The organism is Streptomyces sp. NPDC048361 (genome assembly GCF_040651795.1).
GTDB lineage: Bacteria > Actinomycetota > Actinomycetes > Streptomycetales > Streptomycetaceae > Streptomyces.
The window spans coordinates 23454-49768 of record NZ_JBEZKW010000003.1 but is presented as its reverse complement, the minus strand read 5'-3'; the positions used below and the strand labels follow the sequence as shown (position 1 = coordinate 49768).

The following is a 26315-nucleotide window of genomic DNA, read 5'->3' as shown; positions in this document are numbered from 1 at the left end:
TGCGCGGCCGACAGTGCGCTCAACTCACGCAGCAGGCTGCCGACGAACCCGCCGACCGCCCCGATACCGAGCCCTGCCGTCACCAGCCGAGTGCGGCTCACCGTTCGCATGGCCTCGCCCTCCCTCGAAGATGGATCAAGGTCGATGTGCCATACCAGAACGCATCGTATCCACCCCTTCACGGCAGCGACACCGGTCTCCATGCAAAGGGCGGGCCGTGTTCCCGTATGAACCGGGAACACGGCCCGCCCGTGAGTGGCGGCGAATGAAGTCAGCTGTCGCCGCCCTCCGAGGCCTGCTCGGCAAGGCCCTTCTCCAGGACTCGCCCCTCGCCGGGAGCAAGGGTGCCGAGGATCCTCTCCAGATCCTCTATCGAGGCGAACTCGACGACGATCTTTCCCTTCTTCTGCCCGAGGTCGACCTTCACCCGTGTCTCGAAGCGGTCCGAGAGCCGGGTGGCCAGGTCGCTGAGTGCCGGTGAGAGGAGCGCGCCCGCCCGGGGGCCCTTGGCCTTCGGGGTGTTCTTGGGCTCCGAGTTGAGCAGCGTCACGATCTCTTCGACCGTCCGCACCGAGAGCCCCTCAGCCACGATCCGCTTGGCGAGGCTGTCCTGCTCCTCGGAGTCCTCCACCGAGAGCAGAGCCCGCGCGTGCCCCGCCGAGATGACTCCTGCGGCGACCCTCTTCTGGACCGGCGGCGAAAGCCGAAGCAATCGCAGCGTGTTGGAAACCTGCGGCCGCGAACGGCCGATGCGGTCTGCCAGCTGGTCATGGGTGCACTTGAAGTCCCGGAGCAACTGGTCGTAGGCGGCGGCCTCTTCCAGCGGGTTCAGCTGTGCGCGGTGAAGGTTCTCCAGCAGGGCGTCGAGCAGGAGCTTCTCGTCGTCCGTCTCCCGGACGATCGCGGGGATCCGCTCCAGGCCGGCCTCGCGACAGGACCTCCAGCGCCGCTCACCCATGATGAGTTCGTAGCGCTCGGGGCCGGTCTGTCGGACGACGACGGGCTGCAGAAGCCCGACTTCCTTGATGGAGGTGACCAGTTCGGACAGGGCGTCCTCGTCGAACACCTCTCGCGGCTGGCGCGGGTTGGGCGCGATCGAGTCGATCGGCAGCTCGGCGAAGAACGCCCCTGCCGGGGCGGCGGGTTCCGCAACGGCCTCCGGCTCCACGATCGTTTCACGTGAAACAGCGGCCGGCGGCAGCGTCGCCACCTTCGCGGCTGCCACCCCCCGCTCCGCGGTCAGTACCGGAACCGCCGAGGGGGACGTGGACGCCGTCCCCGCCGAGGTGCCCGGCTTCTCCTGTGCTGCGGAAGGGATCAGCGCACCGAGCCCCCGTCCCAATCCTCTGCGTCGCTCGCTCACTGGATCCCCTCCGACATGCTGTGCTGGTTGTTCTGGCTGACCACATGCGCGTGCGTGGGGTCGTACTGCACGCCGACACCGCGCAGGGCGATCTCGCGGGCAGCTTCGAGGTAGGAAAGCGAGCCACTGGATCCGGGGTCGTAGGTGAGCACCGTCTGCCCGTAGCTCGGCGCCTCGGAGATGCGGACCGAGCGCGGAATGCTGGTCCGCAGCACCTCCTTGCCGAAGTGACTCCGCACCTCGTCGGCCACCTGGGAGGCGAGCCTGGTCCTGCCGTCATACATGGTGAGCAGGATCGTCGACACATGCAGCGTCGGGTTGAGGTGGCCGCGTACGAGATCGACGTTCCTCAGGAGCTGGCCCAGCCCCTCCAGCGCGTAGTACTCGCACTGGATCGGAATCAGCACCTCGGCCCCCGCGACCAGCGCGTTGACCGTCAACAGACCCAACGAGGGCGGGCAGTCGATGAGGATGTAGTCCAGCGGCTGCTCGTACGCCTGGATGGCGCGCTGCAGTCGGCTCTCTCTCGCCACCAGGGACACGAGCTCGATCTCCGCACCGGCGAGATCGATCGTGGCAGGTGCGCAGAAGAGACCCTCGACGTCCGGGACGGGCTGGACCACCTCGGAAAGTGGCCTACTTTCGACCAGAACGTCATAGATCGATGGGACTTCGGCGTGGTGGTCGATGCCTAGCGCCGTCGAGGCGTTGCCCTGGGGATCGAGGTCGACCACCAGGACCCGCGCACCATGCAGCGCGAGGGAAGCAGCGAGGTTGACCGTGGAGGTGGTCTTCCCTACGCCGCCCTTCTGGTTGGCAACGACCATGATTCGGGTCTGCTCAGGCCGCGGCAGTCCCTCGCCGGCACGGCCGAGAGCTTCCACCGCCAGCTGGGCAGCACGACCAATGGGGGTGTCGTCCATCGGGGGCGGTGTTTCACGTGAAACATCCTCCCCCGCCGATTCGGTTCGGGGACCGGGGACCGGATCGGTCATCGGTCCCGCGATGTTGGCGTCGGACCGCAAGGATTCACTCTCCTCGACATCAGGCTCGCAATGAACAGAGCCTCCCATGCCTTCGGGGTCGTGAACCAGCGAGGCCCGGTCTTCTGTGGATGAATCCACCTCTGTGGACAACTCCATAGCCCCTGCGGGGGACTCAAGGCCCCCCGCAAACGGCTTTCGGTCGCGCGGAGAGGAAGCCGCACGGCCGCGGCTGATGATTCCATGCAGCAGTGAGCGACGTTTCACGTGAAACACGATGCATCCGCGCTCGCCGGAGACCGTTACGACACTCCGAAATGCGTATGTATACCGCCTTCTATGGAGCATTCCTCATAGAACGCCCGAAGCGGACGGACCCTCAGCGGCGGCGCCGGGTCCGGCTTGTCCTGGCGGCCTTGGCGCGCTTCGCGGCGAACCGCACACCACCGGGGCTCTCGCCGACCTCGACCCGTACCACCGTGGACAGCGGATCCACCACACCCTCGCCGACGTGGAGTACCGAGGTCTCCACCACACCGAGCTTGCTCAGCGCGGCACGCGCCCCCACGATCTCCTCCTCGGCCGTGTCGCCCTTGAGCGCCAGCATCTCGCCGTAGGGACGCAGCAGCGGAACACCCCAGCCGGCCAGCCGGTCGAGCGGCGCCACCGCACGCGCCGTCACCACATGGACCGGAGTGACCTTGCCCAACATCTCCTCCGCGCGGCCGCGCACCACCGTCACGTGGTCGAGACCGAGGAGCTCCACGACCTCCTGCAGGAAGTTGGTGCGGCGCAGCAGCGGCTCAAGGAGGGTGATCTTCAGGTCCGGGCGGACCAGCGCGAGCGGGATACCGGGCAACCCCGCGCCCGAGCCGACATCGCACACCGTGACGCCTTCGGGAACGACCTCGGAGAGCACCGCGCAGTTGAGCAGATGCCGCTCCCACAGACGTGGCACCTCACGCGGCCCGATCAGACCGCGCTTGACCCCCGCATCCGCGAGCAGCTCCGCATACCGCACGGCCTCGGGGAAGAACTCGCCGAAAACCGCCCGCGCCTCTTCCGGCGCCGGGGGAAGCTCCGCTGCTGCCTCTGCCTCCGTCACGGGGACCGTCCTTCCCTACCTACGCGGCGTTACCGCACTGTGGTGGCTGACTATCAGGCTGACAAAGATCGGCCCCGCCTGCGAACAGACGGGGCCGAGAAGGCGATGACCGCTCAGGCGGGCAACACGACGACGAAGCGCTGCGGCTCCTCGCCCTCCGACTCGCTGCGCAGCCCCGCGGCCGCCACCGCGTCGTGCACGACCTTGCGCTCGAACGGCGTCATCGGGTCCAGCTTCACCGGCTCACCGGTGCTCTTCACCTCGTCCGCCGCCTTGGCGCCCAGCGCGGCGAGCTCCGTACGCTTCTGGGCCCGGTACCCGCTGATGTCCAGCATCAGACGGCTGCGGTCACCGGTCTCACGGTGCACGGCCAGACGCGTGAGCTCCTGAAGCGCCTCCAGGACCTCGCCGTCACGACCGACGAGTTTCTGCAGGTCACGGCTGTTGCTGTCACTGATGATCGAGACCGCGGCTCGGTCCGCCTCGACGTCCATGTCGATATCGCCGTCGAGGTCGGCGATGTCGAGCAGGCCCTCCAGGTAATCGGCGGCGATCTCCCCCTCCTGCTCCAGGCGGGAGAGGGTGTCGACGCCCTCAGCGGCCGGGGCGGTGGTGCCTTCCGTCACGGATGGACTCCTTCTTACTTCTTGGACGGGTGCTTGGGCCGCTGCTGACCCTTGCGCTGACCCGACTTGGCTCGTGCCTGACCGGCCGTGGGCTTGCCCTGCTTCGGCTTGGTGTCCTGCTTGGGCTTGGCGTCCTGCGGTTCGGTCCGCTGCTCGTCAGGCTCGGCCGCGGCCGTGGAGCCCTTCGACAGCGAGGTCTTCGCGGCCACGTCGTCCGCCTGCGTGGCACCGCCCTGGCGCTGCGCCTTGGTCTGCCGCTTGGGCTGCTGGCGCTTGGGCGCCGCCCCGCCCTCGGCCTCAAGGACCGCCGCGTCGCTCTTCACCACGGTGCCGTCGGCCTGGGCGGCGAAGCCCTGCTTGGAGAGCCCGTTGATGAACTTGCGCTCGTTGTCGTTGCGGTCCGGGCCCTTGGCCACGATCGCCTGCACGATGGTGCGGCGCTTCTTGCCGCGCACCTCGCCGTGGGTGCTGACGCTCTTGATCAGGCGGTCCAGGTAGTGGGCCTGCGCCTTGGAACCCGGCGTCGGGTTCTGGTTGATCACGTACATCTGCTGGCCCATGGTCCACACGTTGGTGGTCAGCCAGTAGACGAGGACACCGACGGGGAAGTTGATGCCCATCACGGCGAACATGACGGGGAAGACGTACATCAGCATCTTCTGCTGCTGCATGAACGGCGTCTTGACCGTAAGGTCCACGTTCTTCGTCATCAGCTGGCGCTGGGTGAAGAACTGCGAAGCCGACATCATCACGATCATGATCGCGGTGACGACGCGGACATCGGTCAGGGAGGCGCCGAGGCCCTCGACCTTGGAGGCGTTGTCCATAAACTTCGCGGCCAGCGGGGCACCGAAGATGTGGGCCTTCTGGGCGCTCTCGAGCAGCGGCTGGTTGATGACGCCGATGGTCTTGCCGTTGGCGATGCCGGCGAGTACGTGGTACAGCGCGAAGAAGAACGGCGACTGGGCGATGATCGGAAGGCACGAGGAGAGCGGGTTGGTGCCCGTCTCCTTGTACAGCTTCATCATCTCTTCGGACTGACGCTGCTTGTCGCTCTTGTAGCGCTCCTGGATCGCCTTCATCTTCGGCTGGAGCGCCTGCATGTTCCGCGTCGACTTGATCTGCTTCACGAAGAGCGGGATCAGACAGATACGGATGAGCACCACGAGGGACACGATTGACAGGCCCCAGGCCCAGCCCGTGTCCGGCCCGAAGATCGCGCCGTACAACTTGTGGAACTGGACGATGACCCAGGAAACAGGCCAGGTAATGAAGCTGAACAGACTGGCAATCGTGTCCACTAATCAGGCTCCTTGAGCTTTGGGCGGGGTCTCTGCGGCCGGGCTTGTCTCGGTCTCAGCGGCGGACTGCCCGCCCTTGTCGCCGCGCCAGGCAGCGCGCAGCGCCTCGTGCCATCGAGGTCGCTTGCGCTCCGGTACGTAGTCCACGCCACCGGGCGACCACGGATTGCACCGCAGAATGCGCCAGGCGGTCAGGGCTGTGCCTTTGAGGGCACCGTGCCGGTCGATCGCCGTATATCCATAGTGGGAACACGACGGGTAGTACCGGCAGACGGGCCCGAGAAGTGGGCTGATCGTCCACTGGTACAGCTTGATCAGGGCCAGCAGCGGGTACTTCATCGCGCGCCCCCTCCCAGGAGCCGCGCGAGGGCGGCGTCCAGGTCTCGGGCCAGCTGTGCATGGTCGGCATCGCCCGCACCGGGCAATGCCCGTACGACCACCAGGCTACCGGCGGGCAACTGGGAGAGTCGTTCGCGCATGAGATGGCGGAGCCTGCGCTTCACCAGATTGCGGACGACGGCAACGCCGACGGCTTTGCTGACAACGAAACCCGCACGCGTCGGGGGAGCGCTCTCCCCAGGCGCGTGCGGGTCTGTTGCACCGCTGCGTAGATGGACGACGAGGAGCGGGCGACCGGCCCGGCGTCCTCGGCGAACCGCGGTTGCGAAGTCCTCGCGCCGCCTCAGCCGATTCTCGGTAGGCAGCACGTCATGACCTGTTAGCTGTTACGCGGACAGGCTGGCGCGACCCTTGCCACGGCGGTTCGCGAGAATCGCGCGGCCGGCGCGGGTACGCATCCGCAGGCGGAAGCCGTGGGTCTTGGCGCGGCGACGGTTGTTCGGCTGGAAGGTGCGCTTGCTCACTCGGGGGCTCCAGAAATGATTCGTTGGCGGCGGGACATCGCCTGGCTGTCACCGTGCGCCCACGAGTAGCTCGCGTATACGCCCGTGTGCACCGCTTCACGATCACAGATCGTGATCTTTGCCCATCGGAGGCAGGCGGCAGCAGCCATCGACAACTCGACCTGGTCACGGTACGCGCGGCTACGCCATCCGGTCAAACCGGCTCCTCACCGGCCCCCGGTATGCACAGGCTGTGGACAACAACTTGAACCACGTCAGTGGGCCCGACTACCGTGGCTGAACTCCGAGCCTTCTCCCCATCTGTCCTCGCCTGTCTGTCTATGCCATCCCATACCGTCCCGAGAACCACACATTCGTGGGACCTGCGAGAGAGCGTGCCCTGTGGCTGACGTACCTGCCGATCTTGCCGCAGTGTGGCCACGAGTGCTGGAGCATCTCCTCGGAGAGGGGCAGCAGGGCATCGAGCCCAAGGACAAGCAGTGGATCGAGCGCTGCCAGCCGCTCGCACTGGTCGCCGACACCGCGCTGCTCGCCGTCCCCAATGAATGGGGCAAGCGCGTCCTGGAGGGCCGGCTCGCGCCGCTGATCAGCGAGACCCTGAGCCGCGAGTGCGGCCGCACCATCCGGATCGCGATCACCGTCGACGACTCGGTGGGCGAGCCCTCGCCGCCCGCTCCACAGCAGCCCTCCCCGCAACAGCAGCAGGCGCGCTACCAGGACGACCCCTATGGACGCCCCGCCGACGACGGCCTGCCGACCGCGCGCCCCGCCTATCCCGGCGAGTACCAGCAGCGCTCCGAGCCGGGCGCCTGGCCGCGTGCTCAGGAGGACCTGTGGCAGCAGCCCCGGCTCGGCGGCTTCCAGGACCGCGACACCCCGGGCGATCAGTGGCGCGAGCCCTACGGCGCCCCACGCCCGCAGCAGCCCCAGCACGACTACCGATCCCCGCAGCCGCCCGACCGTGGCGGATACGACCAGGACCGCGGCGGATACGACCAGGGCCGGGGCCAGTACGAGCAGCCCAAGCCTCCGTCATACGAGCAGCAGCGCCACGAGCAGCGGCCCGAGCGGCGTGAGCTCCCCGCCGGGCAGCCCCCGCAGCGCGGCGGCTCCGGCCACCTCGCGCCGTCCCCGTCCGGCGGCGCGCCCGCGCAGGGCGGTCCCGGCGAGCCGCACGCCCGCCTGAACCCGAAATACCTCTTCGACACCTTCGTCATCGGCTCGTCCAACCGGTTCGCGCACGCCGCGGCCGTCGCGGTCGCCGAGGCGCCGGCCAAGGCCTACAACCCCCTCTTCATCTACGGGGAGTCGGGCCTCGGCAAGACGCACCTCCTGCACGCGATCGGCCACTACGCGCGCAGCCTGTACCCCGGCACCCGGGTGCGGTACGTGAGCTCGGAGGAGTTCACCAACGAGTTCATCAACTCGATCCGCGACGGCAAGGGCGACACCTTCCGCAAGCGCTACCGGGATGTCGACATCCTCCTGGTGGACGACATCCAGTTCCTGGCGAGCAAGGAGTCGACGCAGGAGGAGTTCTTCCACACCTTCAACACGCTCCACAACGCCAACAAGCAGATCGTGCTCTCCTCGGACCGGCCGCCCAAGCAGCTGATGACCCTGGAGGACCGGCTGCGCAACCGCTTCGAGTGGGGCCTGACCACCGATGTGCAGCCGCCCGAGCTGGAGACGCGTATCGCGATCCTCCGTAAGAAGGCGGTGCAGGAGCAGCTCAACGCCCCGCCGGAGGTGCTGGAGTTCATCGCGTCCCGGATCTCGAGGAACATCCGTGAGCTGGAGGGCGCGCTGATCCGCGTCACCGCGTTCGCGTCCCTGAACCGGCAGCCGGTGGACCTCGGGCTCACCGAGATCGTCCTGAAGGACCTGATCCCCGGCGGCGAGGACTCGGCGCCGGAGATCACCGCGAGCGCCATCATGGCCGCGACCGCCGACTACTTCGGTCTGACGGTGGAGGATCTCTGCGGATCCTCGCGCAGCCGCGTCCTGGTGACGGCCCGCCAGATCGCCATGTATCTGTGCCGCGAGCTCACCGACCTCTCACTGCCGAAGATCGGGGCCCAGTTCGGCGGCCGCGACCATACGACGGTGATGCACGCCGACCGCAAGATCCGAGCGCTGATGGCGGAGCGGCGCTCCATCTACAACCAGGTCACCGAGCTCACCAACCGCATCAAGAACGGCTGAGCGGACACGTACCACCCATCCTGAGGGCGCCAGGGGATCGATTCTCCTGGCGCCCTCAGGCGTTTCCCGAGCCTTTGGCGAGCACTCCGCTGTCCCTTTGCGAGCACTCGGCTGTCCCTCAGCTGTCCCTCGGCGCCCCCTCCGCGGCCTCTCCGCGACCCTCTTCGGGCCCCAAAGAGGCGCCTTCACGGCCTCGGGAAGCGTGCGTACGGGCTCGTTGCACGCGTGTGTACGAGTCCCGCGGGTGGCTCGGTGTTCGAATACCGGCTGGTCAGAGGCGGTTCTCCACAGATCTGGGTACTTTCTTCCGTCCACACCCTGGGGACCGCGAAGTTGTCCAGATTGCGTCCACAGGCGCGGCGGCTGATACTCCATCACCCCAGGTCAACCGGGTGTGGATTTGTGGGCATCCTCGTTCCACAGCTTGTGGACGAATCCTCTGTCCACAGCCTGTGCATTCAGTTGTCCACCGGCGGCCCACAGGTTCGGGGCCGTTGTCCCCAGCTTCTCCACAGCGCTGTCCACTGTTCGGCAACGCAACACCCCCGATCACCGCACCGAGTGAAAGCCGTCACACCAACGAGGCAGGTTGGCCTGTGGGGAACCGGGGTAAAGCTGGGGACAGGGCTGGGGAGAACCACCCCTCTTCTGTGCATGGGGTGTGCAGAACTTTCGGGCGTCCACAGAAACCCCGAGTTGTCCACGGGTGTCACCCACAGGGCCGGTGGACAAAAAATCGGGTGTGACCTGCGCAAACGGGGTTATCCACGGTTTCCACAGGCCCTACTACTACTCCCACTTAGAGTTAGCTGGGAATCCGCTTCGAAGTGGGGCCTGTGCACAACTCGCCGCCGGAGCTCCCGCTGCCGCTCGACGCGACTTGACCCCGACGCGCACCGACTGTCAGCGGCGTACGTCAGACTGGTCCCCGGCGATACAGCCGACGACGAAAGCCAGCAGGGCGAGCCAGCAACAGCAGGAGGCGGTTCCGGTGAAGATCCGGGTGGAGCGCGATGTACTCGCGGAGGCGGTGGCCTGGGTGGCCCGCAGCCTCCCGGCCCGTCCGCCGGCGCCCGTACTCGCGGGCCTTCTTCTGAAGGCGGAGGACGGCGCGCTCAGCTTCTCCAGCTTCGACTACGAGGTCTCGGCGCGGGTCTCGGTCGACGCCGAGGTCGACGAGGACGGCACGGTGCTCGTCTCCGGCCGCCTCCTCGCCGACATCTGCCGCGCCCTGCCGAACCGGCCGGTGGAGATTTCCACAGACGGTGTACGGGCGACCGTGGTCTGCGGCTCCTCCCGCTTCACCCTCCACACCCTGCCCGTGGAGGAGTACCCGGCGCTGCCGCAGATGCCCACCGCCACCGGCACCGTTCCCGGTGAGGTCTTCGCCTCGGCCGCCGCCCAGGTCGCCATCGCGGCAGGGCGGGACGACACCCTGCCCGTGCTGACCGGCGTGCGTATCGAGATCGAGGGCGACACCGTCACCCTGGCCTCCACCGACCGCTACCGCTTCGCGGTCCGCGAGTTCCTGTGGAAGCCGGAGAACCCGGACGCCTCCGCGGTCGCCCTGGTCCCCGCCAAGACGCTCCTGGACACGGCCAAGGCGCTCACGAGCGGCGACACGGTCACCCTGGCGCTCTCGGGCTCCGGCGCCGGTGAGGGCCTGATCGGCTTCGAGGGCGCGGGCCGGCGGACCACCACCCGCCTGCTCGAAGGCGACCTGCCGAAGTACCGCACCCTGTTCCCCACCGAGTTCAACTCGGTCGCGGTGATCGAGACCGCCCCGTTCGTCGAGGCCGTCAAGCGCGTCTCCCTGGTGGCCGAGCGCAACACCCCTGTGCGGCTCAGCTTCGAGCAGGGTGTGCTCATCCTGGAGGCCGGCTCCAGCGACGACGCACAGGCTGTGGAAAGGGTCGACGCCAACCTGGAGGGTGACGACATCTCGATCGCCTTCAACCCGACCTTCCTGCTCGACGGCCTGAGCGCCATCGACTCGCCGGTCGCCCAGCTGGCCTTCACCACGTCGACCAAGCCGGCCCTGCTCAGCGGCAGGCCCGCGCAGGACGCCGAGGCGGACGACGCGTACAAGTACCTGATCATGCCGGTGCGGCTGTCCGGCTGAGTGGCTTGAGGACGTACGTCCCGGGCACTCGGGACGTACGTCTGAGCGGCTGACCCCGCAGGTGTGTACGAGGGCTCCGGCGTAGGCTCGGACGCGGGTACGAACGCCTCAACGTCAAAGGATTCTGTGATGGAGCTCGGTCTCGTCGGCCTCGGCAAAATGGGCGGCAACATGCGCGAGCGCATCCGCCGCGCAGGCCACACCGTCATCGGTTACGACCGCAACCCGGACGTCGCCGACGTCCACAGCCTCAAGGAGCTTGTGGACAGTCTCAAGGGCCCGCGCGTCGTGTGGGTGATGGTCCCCGCGGGCGCCGCGACACAGTCCACCATCGACGAGCTCAGCGAGCTCCTGGCGCCCGGTGACGTCGTCGTGGACGGCGGCAACTCCCGCTGGACGGACGACGAGAAGCACGCCGTCGAGCTCGGCATCAAGGACATCGGCTTCGTCGACTGCGGCGTCTCCGGCGGCGTCTGGGGCCTGGAGAACGGCTACGCCCTGATGTACGGCGGCACCGCCGAGAACGTCGCGAAGGTCCAGCCGATCTTCGACGCCCTCAAGCCCGAGGGCGAGTTCGGCGCGGTGCACGCGGGCAAGGTCGGCTCCGGCCACTTCTCCAAGATGGTCCACAACGGCATCGAGTACGCCATGATGCAGGCCTACGCCGAGGGCTGGGAGCTCCTGGAGAAGGTCGACTCCGTCACCGACGTCCGCGAGGTGTTCCGCAGCTGGCAGGAGGGCACGGTCATCCGTTCCTGGCTGCTCGACCTCGCGGTCAACGCCCTGGACGACGACGAGCACCTCGACAAGCTCAAGGGCTTCGCGCAGGACTCCGGCGAGGGCCGGTGGACGGTGGAGGCCGCGATCGACAACGCCGTGCCGCTCCCTGCGATCACCGCGTCCCTGTTCGCCCGCTTCGCGTCCCGTCAGGACGACTCCCCGCAGATGAAGATGATCGCCGCGCTGCGCAACCAGTTCGGCGGCCACGCGGTCGAGTCCAAGTAGCAGTACAGAGCAGTAGGTAAAGCCGGGGGAGGTCGGCGACACCATGCACGTCACCCATCTCTCGCTGGCCGACTTCCGCTCGTACGCCCGGGTCGAGGTTCCGCTCGACCCGGGCGTCACCGCCTTCGTGGGCGCCAACGGCCAGGGCAAGACCAACCTGGTCGAGGCCGTCGGCTACCTCGCCTCGCTCGGCAGCCACCGGGTCTCGTCGGACGCGCCGCTGGTCCGCATGGGCGCCGAGCGCGCCGTGATCCGGGCCGCCGTCACCCAGGGCGAGCGCTCCCAGCTGATCGAGCTCGAACTGAACCCGGGCCGCGCCAACCGGGCCCGTATCAACAGATCCTCGCAGGTCAGACCCCGCGATGTGCTGGGGATCGTACGGACCGTGCTCTTCGCGCCGGAGGACCTCGCCCTGGTCAAGGGCGACCCCGGGGAGCGGCGCCGCTTCCTCGACGAGCTGATCACCGCGCGGTCCCCCCGGATGGCGGCCGTACGTTCCGACTACGACCGGGTCCTCAAGCAGCGCAACACCCTTCTGAAGTCCGCCGCGATGGCCCGCCGGCACGGTGGCCGTGGCATGGACCTGTCCACCCTCGACGTGTGGGACCAGCACCTGGCCCAGGTCGGCGCCGAGCTGCTCGCCCAGCGCCTCGACCTGATCGCCGCCCTGCAACCGCTCGCCGACAAGGCGTACGAGCAACTCGCGCCGGGCGGCGGCCCGTTGGCCCTGCAGTACAAGCCGTCCGCGCCCGGCACCGGCCATACCCGCGAGGAACTGTACGGCCAGCTCATCGAGGCCTTCGCGGACGTCCGCAAGCAGGAGATCGAGCGCGGCGTGACACTGGCGGGCCCGCACCGCGACGACCTGCTGCTGCGCCTGGGCGAGCTGCCGGCCAAGGGGTACGCGAGCCACGGCGAGTCCTGGTCGTACGCGCTCGCGCTGCGGCTCGCCTCCTACGACCTGCTGCGGGCCGAGGGCAACGAGCCGGTCCTCGTGCTCGACGACGTCTTCGCCGAGCTCGACGCCAAGCGCCGCGAGCGGCTCGCGGAACTGGTGGCGCCCGGCGAGCAGGTCCTGGTGACGGCCGCGGTCGACGACGACGTGCCGGGCATCCTCGCCGGTGTCCGCTACGAGGTCGCGGCGGGCGAGGTGGCGCGGGCATGAGCGAGCCGTCCGGCCCGAGCGGGCCGTCCGACGCCCCTAAGGTGCCCGAGTCCTCCGGCGTGGACCTGGCGCGGGTCGCGCTGCGCGCGGCGAAGGAGCAGGCCAGGGCGCGGGGCGACGCCGCGCAGCAGAAGAAGCAGGCCCGCAGGGGCGGCGGGCTGCGCTCCGGCGCCCGCGCGGACGGCCGGGACCCGCTGCCGCTGGGCGCCGCGATCAACCGGCTGATCAACGAGCGCGGCTGGGAGGCGCCCGCCGCGGTGGGCGGAGTGATGGGCCGCTGGCCGCAGATCGTTGGCGAGGACCTAGCCAACCACTGCGTGCCGAAGTCCTACGACCAGGCCGAAGCCGTCCTGACCGTGCAGTGCGATTCGACGGCCTGGGCCACCGAGCTGCGCCTGTTCGCGCCCCAGCTGGTGGCCCGCATCAACGCCGACCTCGGCCACGGCACGGTCCGGCTGATCAAGGTGCTCGGCCCCGGCGGGCCCCCGCAGCGCTACGGCCGGCTGCGGGCGCCGGGGAGCACCGGCCCGGGCGACACCTACGGATAAGGGCGCCGGCCCCTTGTGTGCCTCCGGCGCACCGTCTGTGACGTGCGAAAACGTGACTTCTGTGAGCCCTGGGACCCCGTGGTGGTCATGAGGTGTCCCTCACGGTAGTCGGAGGTTGACAGGCCGAAGCGCTGAATGCCCGTGTGAGGCTCTTGGGGCCCCTCCCCGGATATGGGGAGTCGGAAGGCGCCCGCTCAGGGCGGCACATGCGGACTCAGGTACCGGCAAACCCCCATTCATGTCGGCGCTACCGGTAGACTGGTCAATAATCCCGCCGTCCTCGCGGGACCCACCGAAAGACGTGATCGGACGCCCGCCGCCACGGCGGGCGTTCCGACGCCGACCATCGCTGAACGACGCAGCCGCTCCTGCCTGTACAGGGGAGGCTTGTGCTGTGCCAGAAAGGGCGCTTCGTGGCCGATTCCGGCAACCCCAACGAGAAGACCCCGTCCACTGCCGTCGGTGACAACGGCGAGGTGACCACCTCGTACGACGCCAGCGCGATTACCGTCCTCGAAGGTCTGGACGCGGTCCGCAAGCGACCCGGCATGTACATCGGCTCGACCGGTGAGCGCGGTCTGCACCACCTTGTGTACGAGGTCGTCGACAACTCGGTCGACGAGGCCCTGGCCGGGCACGCGGACACGATCGACGTCACGATCCTGCCCGACGGCGGTGTCCGCGTCGTCGACAACGGCCGCGGCATCCCTGTGGGCATCGTTCCCTCCGAAGGGAAGCCGGCCGTCGAGGTCGTGCTCACCGTGCTGCACGCGGGCGGAAAGTTCGGTGGCGGCGGTTACGCCGTCTCCGGCGGTCTGCACGGCGTGGGCGTGTCCGTGGTGAACGCCCTGTCGACCCGGGTCGCCGTCGAGGTCAGGACCGACGGATACCGCTGGACGCAGGAGTACAAGCTGGGTGTCCCGACGGCGCCGCTCGCCCAGCACGAGGCGATCGAGAAGACCGGTACCTCGGTCACGTTCTGGGCCGACGGGGACATCTTCGAGACCACCGAGTACTCCTTCGAGACGCTGTCGCGGCGCTTCCAGGAGATGGCGTTCCTCAACAAGGGTCTGACGATCCGGCTGACGGACGAGCGCGAGTCGGCGCGGGCGGTCTCGGGAGCGGACTCGGCCGAGGAGGCCGAGGAGCCGTCGCCCCTGACGGTGACGTACTTCTACGAGGGCGGCATCGTCGACTTCGTGAAGTACCTCAACTCGCGCAAGGGCGAGCTGATCCACCCGACCGTGATCGACATCGAGGCCGAGGACAAGGAGCGACTCCTCTCGGCCGAGATCGCGATGCAGTGGAACTCTCAGTACAGCGAGGGCGTTTACTCCTTTGCGAACACCATCCACACGCATGAGGGGGGTACGCATGAGGAGGGATTCCGCGCCGCGCTCACGGGCCTGGTCAACCGGTACGCCCGCGACAAGAAGCTGCTGCGCGAGAAGGACGACAACCTCTCGGGCGAGGATATCCGCGAGGGTCTGACGGCGATCATCTCCGTCAAGCTGGGCGAGCCGCAGTTCGAGGGCCAGACCAAGACCAAGCTGGGCAACACCGAGGCGAAGACGTTCGTCCAGAAGGTGGTGCACGAGCACCTCACCGACTGGTTCGACCGCAACCCCGTCGAGGCCGTGGACATCATCCGCAAGTCGATCCAGGCGCAGACGGCACGCGTCGCCGCCCGCAAGGCGCGCGACCTGACGCGTCGCAAGGGGCTGCTCGAGTCGGCGTCGCTGCCCGGCAAGCTCTCGGACTGCCAGTCCAACGACCCCACCAAGTGCGAGATTTTCATCGTCGAGGGTGACTCCGCCGGCGGTTCGGCGAAGTCCGGCCGCAACCCGATGTACCAGGCGATCCTGCCCATCCGGGGCAAGATCCTGAACGTCGAGAAGGCGCGGATCGACAAGATCCTCCAGAACACCGAGGTCCAGGCGCTGATCTCGGCGTTCGGCACCGGGGTCCACGAGGACTTCGACATCGAGAAGCTCCGCTATCACAAGATCATCCTGATGGCGGACGCCGATGTCGACGGCCAGCACATCAACACCCTGCTGCTGACCTTCCTGTTCCGCTTCATGCGGCCGCTGGTCGAGGCCGGGCACGTGTACCTGTCGCGTCCCCCGCTCTACAAGATCAAGTGGGGCCGGGACGACTTCGAGTACGCGTACTCCGACCGCGAGCGCGACGCGCTGGTCGCCCTCGGCAAGCAGAACGGCAAGCGGATCCGCGAGGACTCGATCCAGCGCTTCAAGGGGCTTGGCGAGATGAACGCCGAGGAGCTGCGCGTCACCACGATGGACGTCGAGCACCGCGTGCTCGGCAAGGTCACCCTGGACGACGCGGCCCAGGCCGACGACCTGTTCTCGGTGCTGATGGGTGAGGACGTCGAGGCACGCCGTTCGTTCATCCAGCGCAACGCGCGGGACGTCCGCTTCCTCGACATCTGACTCGGCCCCGACCGAAGCCGTTTCGGCCGCGTTGGCCGGTGTGCCAGCCAAGCCGTGTGAAAGGACAATCTGACAGCGATGGCCGACGAGTCTTCCAACATCCCCCCCACACCCGACCTTCCCGAGTCCGAGATGGACCAGCGGAACGAGTCCGGCGGGCTGCGCATCGAGCCCGTCGGGCTCGAGACGGAGATGCAGCGCTCCTACCTCGACTACGCGATGTCCGTCATCGTCTCGCGTGCGCTGCCCGACGTGCGGGACGGCCTGAAGCCCGTCCACCGCCGCGTCCTGTACGCGATGTACGACGGCGGGTACCGGCCCGAGAAGGGTTTCTACAAGTGTGCCCGCGTCGTCGGTGACGTCATGGGTACGTACCACCCGCACGGCGACTCCTCGATCTACGACGCCCTGGTGCGCCTCGCCCAGCACTGGTCGATGCGCATGCCGCTGGTGGACTCCAACGGCAACTTCGGCTCCCCGGGCAACGACCCGGCCGCCGCCATGCGGTACACCGAGTGCAAGCTCATGCCGCTGGCCATGGAGATGGTCCGTGACATCGATGAGGAGACCGTCGACTTCACGGACAACTACGACGGCCGCAACCAGGAGCCGACGGTCCTGCCGGCGCGCTTCCCCAACCTCCTGGTCAACGGCTCGGCCGGCATCGCGGTGGGTATGGCCACCAACATCCCGCCGCACAACCTGCGCGAGGTCGCCGAGGGCGCCCAGTGGTACCTGGCCAACCCGGAGGCCACGCACGAGGAGCTCCTGGACGCGCTGATCGAGCGCATCAAGGGCCCCGACTTCCCGACCGGCGCGCTGGTCGTGGGCCGCAAGGGCATCGAGGAGGCGTACCGCACCGGGCGCGGCTCCATCACGATGCGCGCGGTCGTCGCGGTCGAGGAGATCCAGAACCGCCAGTGCCTGGTCGTCACGGAGCTGCCGTACCAGACCAACCCGGACAACCTCGCGCAGAAGATCGCCGACCTGGTGAAGGACGGCAAGGTCGGCGGCATCGCCGACGTCCGCGACGAGACGTCCTCGCGCACCGGCCAGCGCCTGGTGATCGTCCTGAAGCGGGACGCGGTCGCCAAGGTCGTCCTGAACAACCTGTACAAGCACACCGACCTGCAGTCCAACTTCGGCGCCAACATGCTGGCGCTGGTCGACGGCGTGCCGCGCACCCTCTCGATCGACGCGTTCATCCGCCACTGGGTGACGCACCAGATCGAGGTCATCGTCCGGCGTACGAAGTTCCGGCTGCGCAAGGCCGAGGAGCGCGCCCACATCCTGCGCGGTCTGCTCAAGGCGCTCGACGCGATCGACGAGGTCATCGCGCTGATCCGGCGCAGCGACACGGTCGACGTGGCGCGCGCGGGCCTGATGGAGCTGCTCTCCATCGACGAGATCCAGGCCAACGCCATCCTGGAGATGCAGCTGCGCCGGCTCGCGGCCCTGGAGCGCCAGAAGATCGTCGCCGAGCACGACGAGCTCCAGGCGAAGATCAACGAGTACAACGCGATCCTCGCCTCGCCCGAGAAGCAGCGCGCGATCGTCAGCGAGGAACTGGCCGCGATCGTCGACAAGTTCGGCGACGACCGGCGCTCGGCCCTGGTGCCGTTCGACGGCGACATGTCCATCGAGGATCTGATCGCCGAAGAGGACATCGTCGTCACCATCACCAACGGTGGCTACGTCAAGCGCACCAAGACCGAGGACTACCGCTCGCAGAAGCGCGGCGGCAAGGGCGTACGGGGCACCAAGCTGAAGCAGGACGACATCGTCGACCACTTCTTCGTCTCCACCACCCACCACTGGCTGCTCTTCTTCACCAACAAGGGCCGCGTCTACCGGGCCAAGGCGTACGAGCTGCCGGATGCCGGGCGCGACGCGCGCGGCCAGCACGTCGCCAACCTGCTGGCCTTCCAGCCGGACGAGAAGATCGCCCAGATCCTCGCGATCCGCGACTACGACGCGGCGCCCTATCTGATCCTGGCCACCAAGGCCGGCCTGGTGAAGAAGACATCGCTCAAGGACTACGACTCGCCCCGTTCGGGTGGTGTCATCGCCATCAATCTGCGGGAGACCGCGGACGGCGGCGACGACGAACTGATCGGTGCGGAGCTGGTCTCGGCCGAGGACGACCTGCTTCTCGTCAGCAAGAAGGCGCAGTCCATCCGTTTCACGGCGACCGACGACGCGCTGCGCCCCATGGGGCGCGCCACGTCCGGCGTCAAGGGCATGAGTTTCCGCGAGGGAGACGAACTGCTCTCGATGAATGTCGTCAGGACCGGTACGTTCGTCTTCACCGCAACCGATGGCGGGTACGCGAAGCGCACCCCCGTCGACGAGTACCGCGTCCAGGGCCGCGGCGGTCTCGGCATCAAGGCAGCCAAGATCGTGGAGGACCGGGGTTCGCTTGTCGGCGCGCTGGTGGTCGAGGAAACGGACGAAATCCTCGCCATCACTCTCGGCGGCGGTGTGATTCGTACGCGAGTCAACGAGGTCAGGGAGACGGGCCGTGACACCATGGGCGTCCAACTGATCAACCTGGGCAAGCGCGATGCCGTGGTCGGCATCGCCCGTAACGCCGAGGCGGGCAGCGAGGCCGAAGAGGTCGACGGGGCCGACGACGCCGAGGGCGCTATTGCCGAGGCTGCTGCCGAGGGCGTCCAGCCGTCGGCCGGGGAGCACGAGGAGTAAAGCGTGAGTGGAGCCACGGGCGCCGGAGCGGCCGCTTCCGGAGCGAACGGTGCCCGTGGCCCTGCCGCGGACTCCCAGGGGGTAACGGTGACGGAAACCCGCGGGGCCAAGGGCCGGGCGGAGTACGAGGGTGGCGGCGCGCTGCCCGGCGAGCGCGAGAAGACCGCGTCCGGCGGACAGCAGCCCTACCACCCGCCGCAGGCCTATCCGGCGCCGCAGCGCACCGGTGAAGGCGTGCGCCGGCCGCGCACGGGGGCCCGTACGGCGCCCCGGACGCGCAAGGCACGGCTGCGGGTGGCCAAGGCCGACCCGTGGTCGGTGATGAAGGTCAGCTTCCTGCTGTCCATCGCGCTCGGCATCTGCACGATCATTGCGGCGGCGGTGCTGTGGATGGTCATGGACGCCATGGGCGTGTTCTCGACGGTCGGCGGCACGATCAGCGAGGCCACGGGCTCGAACGAGTCCAATGGCTTCGACCTCCAGTCGTTCCTGTCGCTGCCGCGGGTGCTGCTCTTCACGTCGGTCATCGCGGTGATCGACGTGGTGCTCGCCACGGCGCTCGCGACGCTCGGCGCCTTCATCTACAACCTGTCGGCGGGCTTCGTGGGCGGCATCGAGCTCACGCTGGCCGAGGACGAGTAGCCGCAGTTCACGGCGGCACGGATACCGATTTTGGGACTGGCCGTCCCGTGCGCTAATCTTCAGAGGTCGGCGCGCGGGACATCCCGCAAGACGCGGCGGGGCTATAGCTCAGTTGGTTAGAGCGCATCCCTGATAAGGATGAGGCCACAGGTTCAAATCCTGTTAGCCCCACAGTGACGAAGGCCCCCAACCGGGAATGGTTGGGGGCCTTCGGCGTTTCCTGGGCTTCGTTCGGCATGGCTTGGCGTGGCTTGGTTCGAGGTGGCTCGGCGTGGAAATGGCTGGGTACGGCACGGCTTGGCTGGGCGTGGAATGGCTTGGCTCGGCTGGGCAGGCCTGGCCGGCTCCGGGGCTTGGCATGGGCAGGGGGGAAGGCGGCGGAGCCGACGGGCGCGGCAGCCTTAGGCGTACGTGGATGTGTGGGCGTACTTGGATGTGTGGGCGGCCGTGGACTGGGCGGCCGTGCATGGGGGCGTTATGCCGGGTCCAGACGGCCCCGGGACGCCGAAGAGCCCGGCAACTCCGAGGAGTTGCCGGGCTCGCAGCTCGGGCAGAGCGGGTGGGGTCAGGGTGAGGGGGTGTCGGCCCCGGCCGGGTCTCGGTCCGGCTCCTCGACGGCGGCCTCGCCGCCCTGTGCGGCGTCGTCCGCCGCGTCACGGACATCGCCGCGGTGGCGCGAGGAGGGCGAGGAGCCATGGGCCTCGGCCCGGATGCGCTGCTTCATGGTGGGCGGCAGCGCCGATGCGGAGGGCAGGGCCCATTGCACGGCCGGCGCAACGGAGGTGGCCGGTTCGCTGCGGTTGTACGTCACGTCGTGCTGCGGTACGGAAGTCGCGGGGGCGGTGGCGGCGGTGGCCTGGCCGGCCAGACCGAGGGAGGCGAGAAGCGCGACCAGCGCGCTGATGAGTGCCGTCCACCAGGTCGTGAGCTTGCTGGTTGCCATGACGTCCTCGCTTCTTCCGTGTGCAGACACTGCTGTTGGGTTGCCCGAATTGCGTTGTATCCGATGATGTGCGGGGGTGGCCGACGAAGCGGGGAGCGACGCACCGTATCGACGGATCTTCCGATGAACTACACACGGATGGAGCATCACCGATTGGTATCGATCGGTGTGTATAGTCGGGCGGCAGAGGTCCCTTACGTCAAGGAAAGACGAGGTCGCGCGGTGAAGAAGCTTCTCCTGGTCGCACTGGCCGCCATCGGCGGGCTCCTCGTGTACCGCCAGATCCAGGCGGATCGCGCCGAGCAGGATCTGTGGACGGAGGCGACCGACTCCGTGCCCGCAGGTTCGGGTGTGTGAGACCGAAAGACCCGGTTGCGAAGCCCCGGCCACTGAGGTGGCCGGGGCTTCGTGCCGTCCCGGGGCAGGCCCCGGGCACCGGCGAGTTCACGTGAGCGAAGAGTTGACTTGCGAGGGCAAAGGTGGGGCGGGGCGACGTGAGGATGCGGCACAGCAGGTCCCGGGCGGCAGCACACAGAGGCGTTGAGCATCAAGGCGTTGAGCATCGAGGTGTCGCGCATCGAGGTGTCGAGCGCAGAGGCGTCGAGCGCAGAGGCGTTGAGCATCGAGGCGTTGAGTATGGAGCGCCCCTCCGCGCGCGCCGGGTGAAAGCGGTGGCGGCCCTGGTCGGTGCGCTCTGTGTGCTTGTGGCGGTGCCGGCGTCCGTGGACGCGGCGGGGGCGACGTCCTCGTATCGCTTTCCCGAGGGCGTGCAGGATGTGGCGGGCGGCGGGCAGGACACCGACGCTCCGGTCCTGAAAGCCGACACCGCCTACAGGTCGGTCATCAAGCCCGGGAGCAAGCTCTATTTCCGGCTGATTCTCGACGGGAAGAAGGACGCCTACGCCTCGGCCGTCGCCCTGCCGGGACCCGTGGGCGCCAAGCTCGCCTACGGCGACTCGCTCCGGGTGTCGATCCAGAACGCCGACGGCGAGACCTGCGACGCCCAGCGCCGTTCGATCGGCTCGGCGCAGTACCCCCACCCCTTCGCCGCCTACGCCTACCGGGCCGTGCGTAAAAGCCTGTCGACGTGTCAGGAGCCCGGCTCCTACTCCATGGTGGTCGAGCGGGAGAGCGACCCCGGCTCCACGACGGCCGCCTGGGGCCTGGACCTGCGCTACTCGACCGAGCCCACCCGCGAGGGCGCGGAGCCGGGCACGGCCCCCTCCGGCTGGCCCTCCGCGTCGCCGACGCCACCGGCCGGCACCCCGCGCCCGGTTCACGGCGGCACCGGTTTCCACGACGCGGCCGAACTCTCCGACGGCCAGTGGAAGGACGCCGTAAGGCCGGGCGAGACCCTCTTCTTCCAGGTGCCGCTCGACTGGGGCAGGCAGCTCTTCGTCAGCGGAGCGCTGGACGGCATCACCACCGCGAAAACGGGCTACGTCGGCACGGCGCTCTCCCTCCAGCTCTACAACCCCGAGCGCGGTCCGGTCTCCGGGGCGTCGGCGCCGTACGACGGCCGGCGCAAGGTGGCCTCGCTCGACCCTCTGGCCCCGGTCGCGTACGAGAACCGGTACTCACCCTCGGACCAGACCTCGGCGATGCGAATCGGCGGCCCCTATTACCTGGCTGTTTCCCTCAGCCCCGAGGTCGGGCAGACCTTCGGGAACACGCCGTACGCCGTGACGCTGCAGCTGACCGTACGGGGGCCGAAAGAACCCACTCCGGCGTACGCGGGCCCCGGGCCCGACTTCGGCGGGGCCGGCTCCTCTTCCGGCTCCTCCGCCGGCGCCGCCTCGATGAAGCTACTCGCGGCGCTGGGGATCGGCTCGGGCACGGTGCTCGTGGCCGGGCTCGGAGTGTGGACCGTGGTGGCCCGTCGGCGCGCGGCGGCGGCCGTCCCCGCGTCGGGTGCGCAGGAATTCGGACCGCCCGGCGCCTGGTAGCCGGCCGCCGGCCGCCGCTGGGCTCCGCCCCCCTCAGATCCGCGTCAACGCCCAGAAGCCGACCGCGAAACACACCAGCGCCACCAGGAGCACGGGCACCACGACCTTGGGGGGCGGCCCCGGGCGGCCCCGCCGCGAAGTGGACCCCAAAGAGGCGTTCTGGAGGGGAACTTGGGGCGCGGTGACAGCATTGGGGTACGAGACCGGAGGCGGCCCCAGGATCGGCCCCGGGGTCGGCCCCAGGTTATGACCCGAGCCTGCGCCCGTACCTGAGCCCGTACCCATGCCCGTACCTGAGCCCGTACCCATGCCCGAGCCCGAGCCCGAGCCCGTGCCCGCGTGTGAGTCCGGGCCCAGCCCCGGCCCCGGGGCCGGCCCGCCGTACGAGGCTGGATAGGGCGTCGTATACGGCGTGGTCGCGGGTGTGGGCGGCTGGGAGGGGGCCGGAGGGTACGCGGACGCCGCGCCGAAGCCCTCCCGCGGCGCGGGCGATGGATTTGCGGTTGCCGTCGGAGTCCACAACTGGTCGCCTGAGAAGGGCGGTTGGTGAGCGGCCTCCCTCCGTAAGGAGGACGACGCTTCGTACGGGGCCGCGAACGGCTGCTCGGGTCCCCGTTCGGCGAAGCCCGGCGGCAGCGGGCCGATCTGGTCGAAGACTTCGACGGGTTCGTCGTCCGGGTCCTGCTCGGGCAGCAGCTCCACCGCCGACGCCAGCGCCTTGCGCGCCCCCGTGGCCGTACGGAACCGGTTCTGCGGATTCGGTTGAAGCAGCCCCGCGAGGACTTGCCACAGAGGCTCGGGCACGCCCTGGGGGGCGCCCGGAGTGCCGTGCGCGGCGAAGTACTCCACCAGGGCCCGTGCGTCCGGCTTGCTGCCCTCCAGGAGGTAGAGGGCGACCAGGCCGACCGCGAACAGATCGGCCGGGAAATCGGGTTCGGCGCCCATCATCTGCTCGGGCGCGAAGTAACCCGGCGTCCCCACCACGTAGTTGGTCTCGGTGAGGCGGGGCTCGTCCTTGCGCAGGGAAATGCCGAAGTCGGAGAGGCGAAGATGGGGGCGGCCGCTGCCGGTGGCCTCCATCAGGATGTTGGCCGGCTTGATGTCGCGGTGTACGACGCCCTCCGCGTGGACCGCGGCGAGTCCGGCCAGGAGTTGGTCGAGCAGGACACACACGAAGCGGGGCGGCAGGGGGCCGTAGTCGCCGATGAGATGGGCCAGCGAGCCGCCGCTCACCAGGTCCATGGTGAACAGGACCTTGTCGTCGTCGGCGGCCCAGCTGGCCGGTGCGAGCACATGCGGATGATCGATCCTGAGTGCCTGCTCGCGGACGAACCGCAGCAGGGTGTGGGCGTCGCTCTGCTGGAGCACCTTCGCCGCCACATAGCGGCGCCGGCGCCGGTCCCAGGCGCGCCAGACGGCTCCGGCCCCGCCCCGTCCGACCGGGTCGATCAGCTCGTACCGACCGGCGAAGACCTCACCCACCCGGCGCCCCCCCAGGATCGATCGGACCGTTGTCAGCTCTGGTGCGCCTCGTAGTGCGCGACGGCCTCGGAGGTGCGCCCCGCGCCGTACACCCGGAGGAACTCTGCCAGCTCGGGGTGGGCGGGGGCGAGGGTCTCGGCGGCGTCGATGATGTCTCCGGCGGCCGCCACCGAGCGCAGCAGCGACTGGATCTCTCGTACCACGCGCCGTACCGTCGGGGCACCCGAACTGGACGTGGTCTGGCCGGTGTTGGTCAGCACCGAGCCTCCCTGCGACTTCTTGATCTCTTCCATGCGGTCGGTGGCCTCCACGGCGCTCACACTGCCGTCGGCGACCTGCCCCGCCAGGTCCTGGAGCGACTGGACGCGTTGCACGACGGCGGGATTGCCGATCTTGGCGCGCTGCCCGCTCATCAACTGCGACAGCATGGGCGCCGAAAGCCCGAGAACGGCGGCGAGCCGGGCCTGGTTGAGCCCGAGGTCGTCTATCAGCCGTCGGAAGAGCGCGCCCAGCGGTTCTCCGTACCAGCTCCGCTGAAGCTCCCTCGCTCTGGCGGTCGCTTCCTGCTGTGCTGTGTCCATTGCGCGTCTCCCCATCGCTTCCCCATTGAGGCCGCTTCACGGGTGCGAACCTCGACGAGCATCTTACGGAGAGTGGTCGTTCACCGGGAGTCCCAATCCTTTTGCGAGAACCCCGGTGGGACCCGGTACTCTGGTGCGTACCACCTCACCCGGGGCCTTAGCTCAGTTGGTAGAGCGCTGCCTTTGCAAGGCAGATGTCAGGAGTTCGAATCTCCTAGGCTCCACGTCGATAGACCCCCCTGACCTGCATGAATGCAGAAAGGGGGGTCTTTTTTCTTCCGTTTTCCTGTGCTGACACGTCAGTACGTCCGCGCTGACGTTGACGTTGGCCGGCTGCTGCCCAGGCGTGGCCGGGCATCTCGCATCCGGACCTTCATGCTCGGCGGCGGCAGCGATGCGCTCACGCTGCCCGGCGGGCCGCAGTCGCGGGTCGGGGGGATCCTCCGTGCGGCCGTGCTCACCGGGGTGGGCCGAACCATGTCCGCAGGAGATCGGTGAGGGCGCCGTCCGCGGAGGTCCAGGCGATGTAGCCGTCCGGGCGCACGAGCAGCGCGTCCCGTGCGAGGGGCCGGTCCTCGTGGACGCGGACCAGCCGCACCACATGGGCCCAGCCCCGCGCCACCGACGCGTGGTCCCGGCCGGCGTCGGCGTGGTGCAGCAGGAGCGGGCGGCCCGCCTGGAGCAGGTCGATGACGTCCTCGGCGCCGCGGTCCGTCTTGAACTGCCGCTGGGACAGGAACGTGCCGGTCCGCTCGCACGTGCTGGGCCGGCCCGCGGAGCAGACCGTTTCCTGGGCGCTGACACCGGCGCCGAGCAACGCCCTGACGTCGGCGAGGGGCAGGAGGCGCGCGAACAGATCGCGCAGCGGGTCGAGTTCGGGAGCGGGGCGCATCAGCGCCAGCTGCGCGCGGGTGCTGTCCACCACCTGGTCGACGACGAGGCGGCGTTCGGTGTCGTAGGTGTCGAGAAGCGCGTCGCCCGCGCCCGTCCGCACGGCGGACGCGAGTTTCCAGGCCAGGTTGAATCCGTCACCGATCCCGGTGCTCAGACCCTGGCCGCCGATCGGGAAGTGGATGTGGGCGGCGTCCCCGGCGAGGAAGACGCGGCCGCGGCGGAAGTCGCACGCGACACGGATGAAGTCGCTGAACCTGCTCAGGAACGGGGCCTCGGTCAGGGGCACGTCACGCCCCAGGATGTACGAGAGCTCCGTACGCAGCTCGTCGAGGGTGGGCGGGGTGCGCCGGTCCGTGGGGGCGTCGAAGTTCAGTGTGCGGATCACCCCCGTTCCGTCCGACGCGGTCCGCGACGCCACCCAGCCGCGGGAGGTCCGCTGCCAGCCCTGCGGCGCGGTGGCCGGATCGGCGAACCGGACCTGGCCCATCAGCGCGGAGACCGTGGCCGCCCGGGTTTCGGCGGCGAAGCCTGTCTGCTCGCGGACGACACCGGCCGCTCCGTCCGCACCCACCAGATACAGGGCTTCGAAGGACGTGGCACCGCCCGGTGTCCGGACGGATGGGACGGACTCGGCGGACTGTGCGGACCGGGCGGACTGTGCGGACCGGGTGGTCTGGGCGGATCGGCTGGTCTGGGCGGATCGGCTGGTCTGGGCGGATCGGCTGGTCCGGGCGGGTCGGGTGGTCCGGGCCAGGACGCGCACCCGGTCCGCATCCTGGGACACGTGTATCACCTCATGTGAGCGCAGCACGGTCACCCCCTGCGCCGTGGCCCGTCGTTCGAGCGCCCGCTCCAGGTCGGCCTGTGCGAGCTTGAGGATCGGGGTCGGCTCGTCGTCGGGCGCGGTCAGCTGGAGCCCCGGTATGCCGGCGAAGTGGAACGGTTGCGGCGCCGTGCCCGCCACGTCGGCCACCCCGTTCAGATAGCCGCGCCTGGCCAGGCTCTGCACCGCCCGGGCGTGCAGGGTGTTGGCCTTCGGGCGTTCCGAGACGGCGGCCCGCGCCTCCAGAACGACCGTCCGCACGCCGAGCAGACCGAGTTCGGCCGCGATGAGCATCCCGACGGGACCGCCTCCCGCCACGATCACCTCGGTGTCCACAACCTCTGTCATGCCAGCCTCCCTCGCCGTGCCGCCGTGCCGCCGTGCCGCCGTGCCGCCGTGCCGCCGTGCCGCCGCCCTCCCGTGCCGCCGTGTCGCTGTTGTCCGGACCCGGACCCGGACCCGGTCCCGGTGACCGTTTCCGATCTGGCCGCCGCCCGGTCGCCCGGGTGCGCCCACACGTACCCGAACCCGCGCCCCCCGATGCGGCTTTCCTCGGCACCCC

General features: G+C 69.0%; 23 protein-coding genes and 2 tRNA genes. 13 read left to right on the top strand and 12 right to left on the bottom strand.

All coding sequences use genetic code 11. The features are described 5' to 3' along the window. Positions 1 to 271: 271 nt before the first annotated feature. From AB0D31_RS02590 to rpmH, 8 genes are all read right to left on the bottom strand, one after another. Positions 272 to 1363 carry a ParB/RepB/Spo0J family partition protein gene (locus AB0D31_RS02590; protein WP_362715941.1) on the bottom strand — a complete coding sequence of 364 codons (1092 nt, stop codon included), beginning with the start codon at positions 1361 to 1363 and terminating at the stop codon, positions 272 to 274. After that, on the bottom strand, positions 1360 to 2436 hold the full coding sequence (locus tag AB0D31_RS02585; RefSeq protein WP_328311748.1) for a ParA family protein: 1077 nt from the start codon (positions 2434 to 2436) through the stop codon (positions 1360 to 1362). The genes AB0D31_RS02590 and AB0D31_RS02585 overlap by 4 nt, the downstream gene beginning before the upstream one ends. Before the next feature lie 289 nt (positions 2437 to 2725). Beyond that, on the bottom strand, positions 2726 to 3451 hold the full coding sequence (rsmG, locus tag AB0D31_RS02580; protein WP_120722438.1) for a 16S rRNA (guanine(527)-N(7))-methyltransferase RsmG: 726 nt from the start codon (positions 3449 to 3451) through the stop codon (positions 2726 to 2728). A gap of 113 nt (positions 3452 to 3564) precedes the next feature. Next, complete coding sequence (locus AB0D31_RS02575) at positions 3565 to 4077, bottom strand: R3H domain-containing nucleic acid-binding protein (RefSeq protein WP_362715938.1); 513 nt, start codon at positions 4075 to 4077, stop codon at positions 3565 to 3567. Positions 4078 to 4091: 14 nt separating this feature from the next. After that, entirely contained in the window at positions 4092 to 5378 is a 1287-nt protein-coding gene (yidC, locus tag AB0D31_RS02570; RefSeq protein WP_362715935.1) for a membrane protein insertase YidC, read from the bottom strand. 3 nt (positions 5379 to 5381) lie between these two features. After that, positions 5382 to 5717, bottom strand: coding sequence for a membrane protein insertion efficiency factor YidD (gene yidD / locus AB0D31_RS02565; protein WP_362715933.1), 336 nt, complete (start codon positions 5715 to 5717; stop codon positions 5382 to 5384). Continuing rightward, complete coding sequence (gene rnpA / locus AB0D31_RS02560; protein ID WP_356611638.1) at positions 5714 to 6085, bottom strand: ribonuclease P protein component; 372 nt, start codon at positions 6083 to 6085, stop codon at positions 5714 to 5716. The genes yidD and rnpA overlap by 4 nt, the downstream gene beginning before the upstream one ends. An 18-nt stretch (positions 6086 to 6103) precedes the next feature. Further along, positions 6104 to 6241, bottom strand: coding sequence for a 50S ribosomal protein L34 (rpmH, locus tag AB0D31_RS02555; protein ID WP_006381191.1), 138 nt, complete (start codon positions 6239 to 6241; stop codon positions 6104 to 6106). Between the two features lie 381 nt (positions 6242 to 6622). On the opposite strand from rpmH, the gene dnaA reads away from it, so the two are divergent. From dnaA to AB0D31_RS02510, 9 genes are all read left to right on the top strand, one after another. Next, positions 6623 to 8446 carry a chromosomal replication initiator protein DnaA gene (dnaA, locus tag AB0D31_RS02550; protein ID WP_362715930.1) on the top strand — a complete coding sequence of 608 codons (1824 nt, stop codon included), beginning with the start codon at positions 6623 to 6625 and terminating at the stop codon, positions 8444 to 8446. A 991-nt stretch (positions 8447 to 9437) separates the two neighbouring features. Next, positions 9438 to 10568, top strand: coding sequence for a DNA polymerase III subunit beta (gene dnaN / locus AB0D31_RS02545; protein WP_362715927.1), 1131 nt, complete (start codon positions 9438 to 9440; stop codon positions 10566 to 10568). A gap of 129 nt (positions 10569 to 10697) precedes the next feature. Beyond that, the gene (gene gnd / locus AB0D31_RS02540; protein WP_362715924.1) at positions 10698 to 11573 is read left to right on the top strand and encodes a phosphogluconate dehydrogenase (NAD(+)-dependent, decarboxylating); all 876 of its coding nucleotides are present in this window, start codon (positions 10698 to 10700) and stop codon (positions 11571 to 11573) included. 43 nt (positions 11574 to 11616) lie between these two features. Beyond that, on the top strand, positions 11617 to 12738 hold the full coding sequence (gene recF, locus AB0D31_RS02535) for a DNA replication/repair protein RecF (protein WP_362715922.1): 1122 nt from the start codon (positions 11617 to 11619) through the stop codon (positions 12736 to 12738). Then, positions 12735 to 13286 carry a DciA family protein gene (locus AB0D31_RS02530; protein WP_362715919.1) on the top strand — a complete coding sequence of 184 codons (552 nt, stop codon included), beginning with the start codon at positions 12735 to 12737 and terminating at the stop codon, positions 13284 to 13286. Before recF ends, AB0D31_RS02530 begins: the two co-directional genes overlap by 4 nt. Positions 13287 to 13675: 389 nt before the next feature. Further along, positions 13676 to 15739 (top strand): DNA topoisomerase (ATP-hydrolyzing) subunit B, encoded by a 2064-nt coding sequence (gyrB, locus tag AB0D31_RS02525; RefSeq protein ID WP_362715916.1) that lies wholly within the window; start codon positions 13676 to 13678, stop codon positions 15737 to 15739. A 78-nt stretch (positions 15740 to 15817) separates the two neighbouring features. Continuing rightward, entirely contained in the window at positions 15818 to 18442 is a 2625-nt protein-coding gene (gyrA, locus tag AB0D31_RS02520; RefSeq protein ID WP_362715914.1) for a DNA gyrase subunit A, read from the top strand. A 3-nt stretch (positions 18443 to 18445) separates the two neighbouring features. After that, positions 18446 to 19084: a DUF3566 domain-containing protein gene (locus tag AB0D31_RS02515; protein WP_362715912.1), complete on the top strand. Its 639-nt coding sequence runs from the start codon at positions 18446 to 18448 to the stop codon at positions 19082 to 19084. A 97-nt stretch (positions 19085 to 19181) separates the two neighbouring features. Beyond that, a tRNA-Ile gene (locus AB0D31_RS02510) sits at positions 19182 to 19255 on the top strand. 394 nt (positions 19256 to 19649) lie between these two features. On the opposite strand, the gene AB0D31_RS02505 is transcribed toward AB0D31_RS02510, so the two are convergent. Further along, positions 19650 to 20027, bottom strand: coding sequence for a DUF6344 domain-containing protein (locus tag AB0D31_RS02505; RefSeq protein ID WP_362715909.1), 378 nt, complete (start codon positions 20025 to 20027; stop codon positions 19650 to 19652). A 222-nt stretch (positions 20028 to 20249) separates the two neighbouring features. Here AB0D31_RS02505 and AB0D31_RS02500 point away from each other — a divergent pair, with 222 nt between their 5' ends. From AB0D31_RS02500 to AB0D31_RS02490, 3 genes are all read left to right on the top strand, one after another. Next, positions 20250 to 20384, top strand: coding sequence for a DLW-39 family protein (locus AB0D31_RS02500; protein ID WP_003958712.1), 135 nt, complete (start codon positions 20250 to 20252; stop codon positions 20382 to 20384). A gap of 183 nt (positions 20385 to 20567) precedes the next feature. Then, complete coding sequence (locus AB0D31_RS02495; RefSeq protein WP_362715907.1) at positions 20568 to 20693, top strand: hypothetical protein; 126 nt, start codon at positions 20568 to 20570, stop codon at positions 20691 to 20693. A 5-nt stretch (positions 20694 to 20698) separates the two neighbouring features. Next, on the top strand, positions 20699 to 21973 hold the full coding sequence (locus tag AB0D31_RS02490; protein ID WP_362715905.1) for a hypothetical protein: 1275 nt from the start codon (positions 20699 to 20701) through the stop codon (positions 21971 to 21973). Between the two features lie 33 nt (positions 21974 to 22006). Here the strand turns inward: AB0D31_RS02490 and AB0D31_RS02485 are convergent, their stop codons facing one another. Next, positions 22007 to 23455 carry a serine/threonine-protein kinase gene (locus AB0D31_RS02485; protein ID WP_362715902.1) on the bottom strand — a complete coding sequence of 483 codons (1449 nt, stop codon included), beginning with the start codon at positions 23453 to 23455 and terminating at the stop codon, positions 22007 to 22009. A 32-nt stretch (positions 23456 to 23487) separates the two neighbouring features. Then, positions 23488 to 24036, bottom strand: coding sequence for a DNA-binding protein (locus tag AB0D31_RS02480; RefSeq protein WP_267058290.1), 549 nt, complete (start codon positions 24034 to 24036; stop codon positions 23488 to 23490). Positions 24037 to 24187: 151 nt separating this feature from the next. On the opposite strand from AB0D31_RS02480, the gene AB0D31_RS02475 reads away from it, so the two are divergent. Beyond that, a tRNA-Ala gene (locus AB0D31_RS02475) sits at positions 24188 to 24260 on the top strand. A gap of 233 nt (positions 24261 to 24493) precedes the next feature. Here the strand turns inward: AB0D31_RS02475 and AB0D31_RS02470 are convergent. Further along, positions 24494 to 26101 carry an FAD-dependent monooxygenase gene (locus AB0D31_RS02470; RefSeq protein ID WP_362715899.1) on the bottom strand — a complete coding sequence of 536 codons (1608 nt, stop codon included), beginning with the start codon at positions 26099 to 26101 and terminating at the stop codon, positions 24494 to 24496. Between the last annotated feature and the right edge of the window lie 214 nt (positions 26102 to 26315).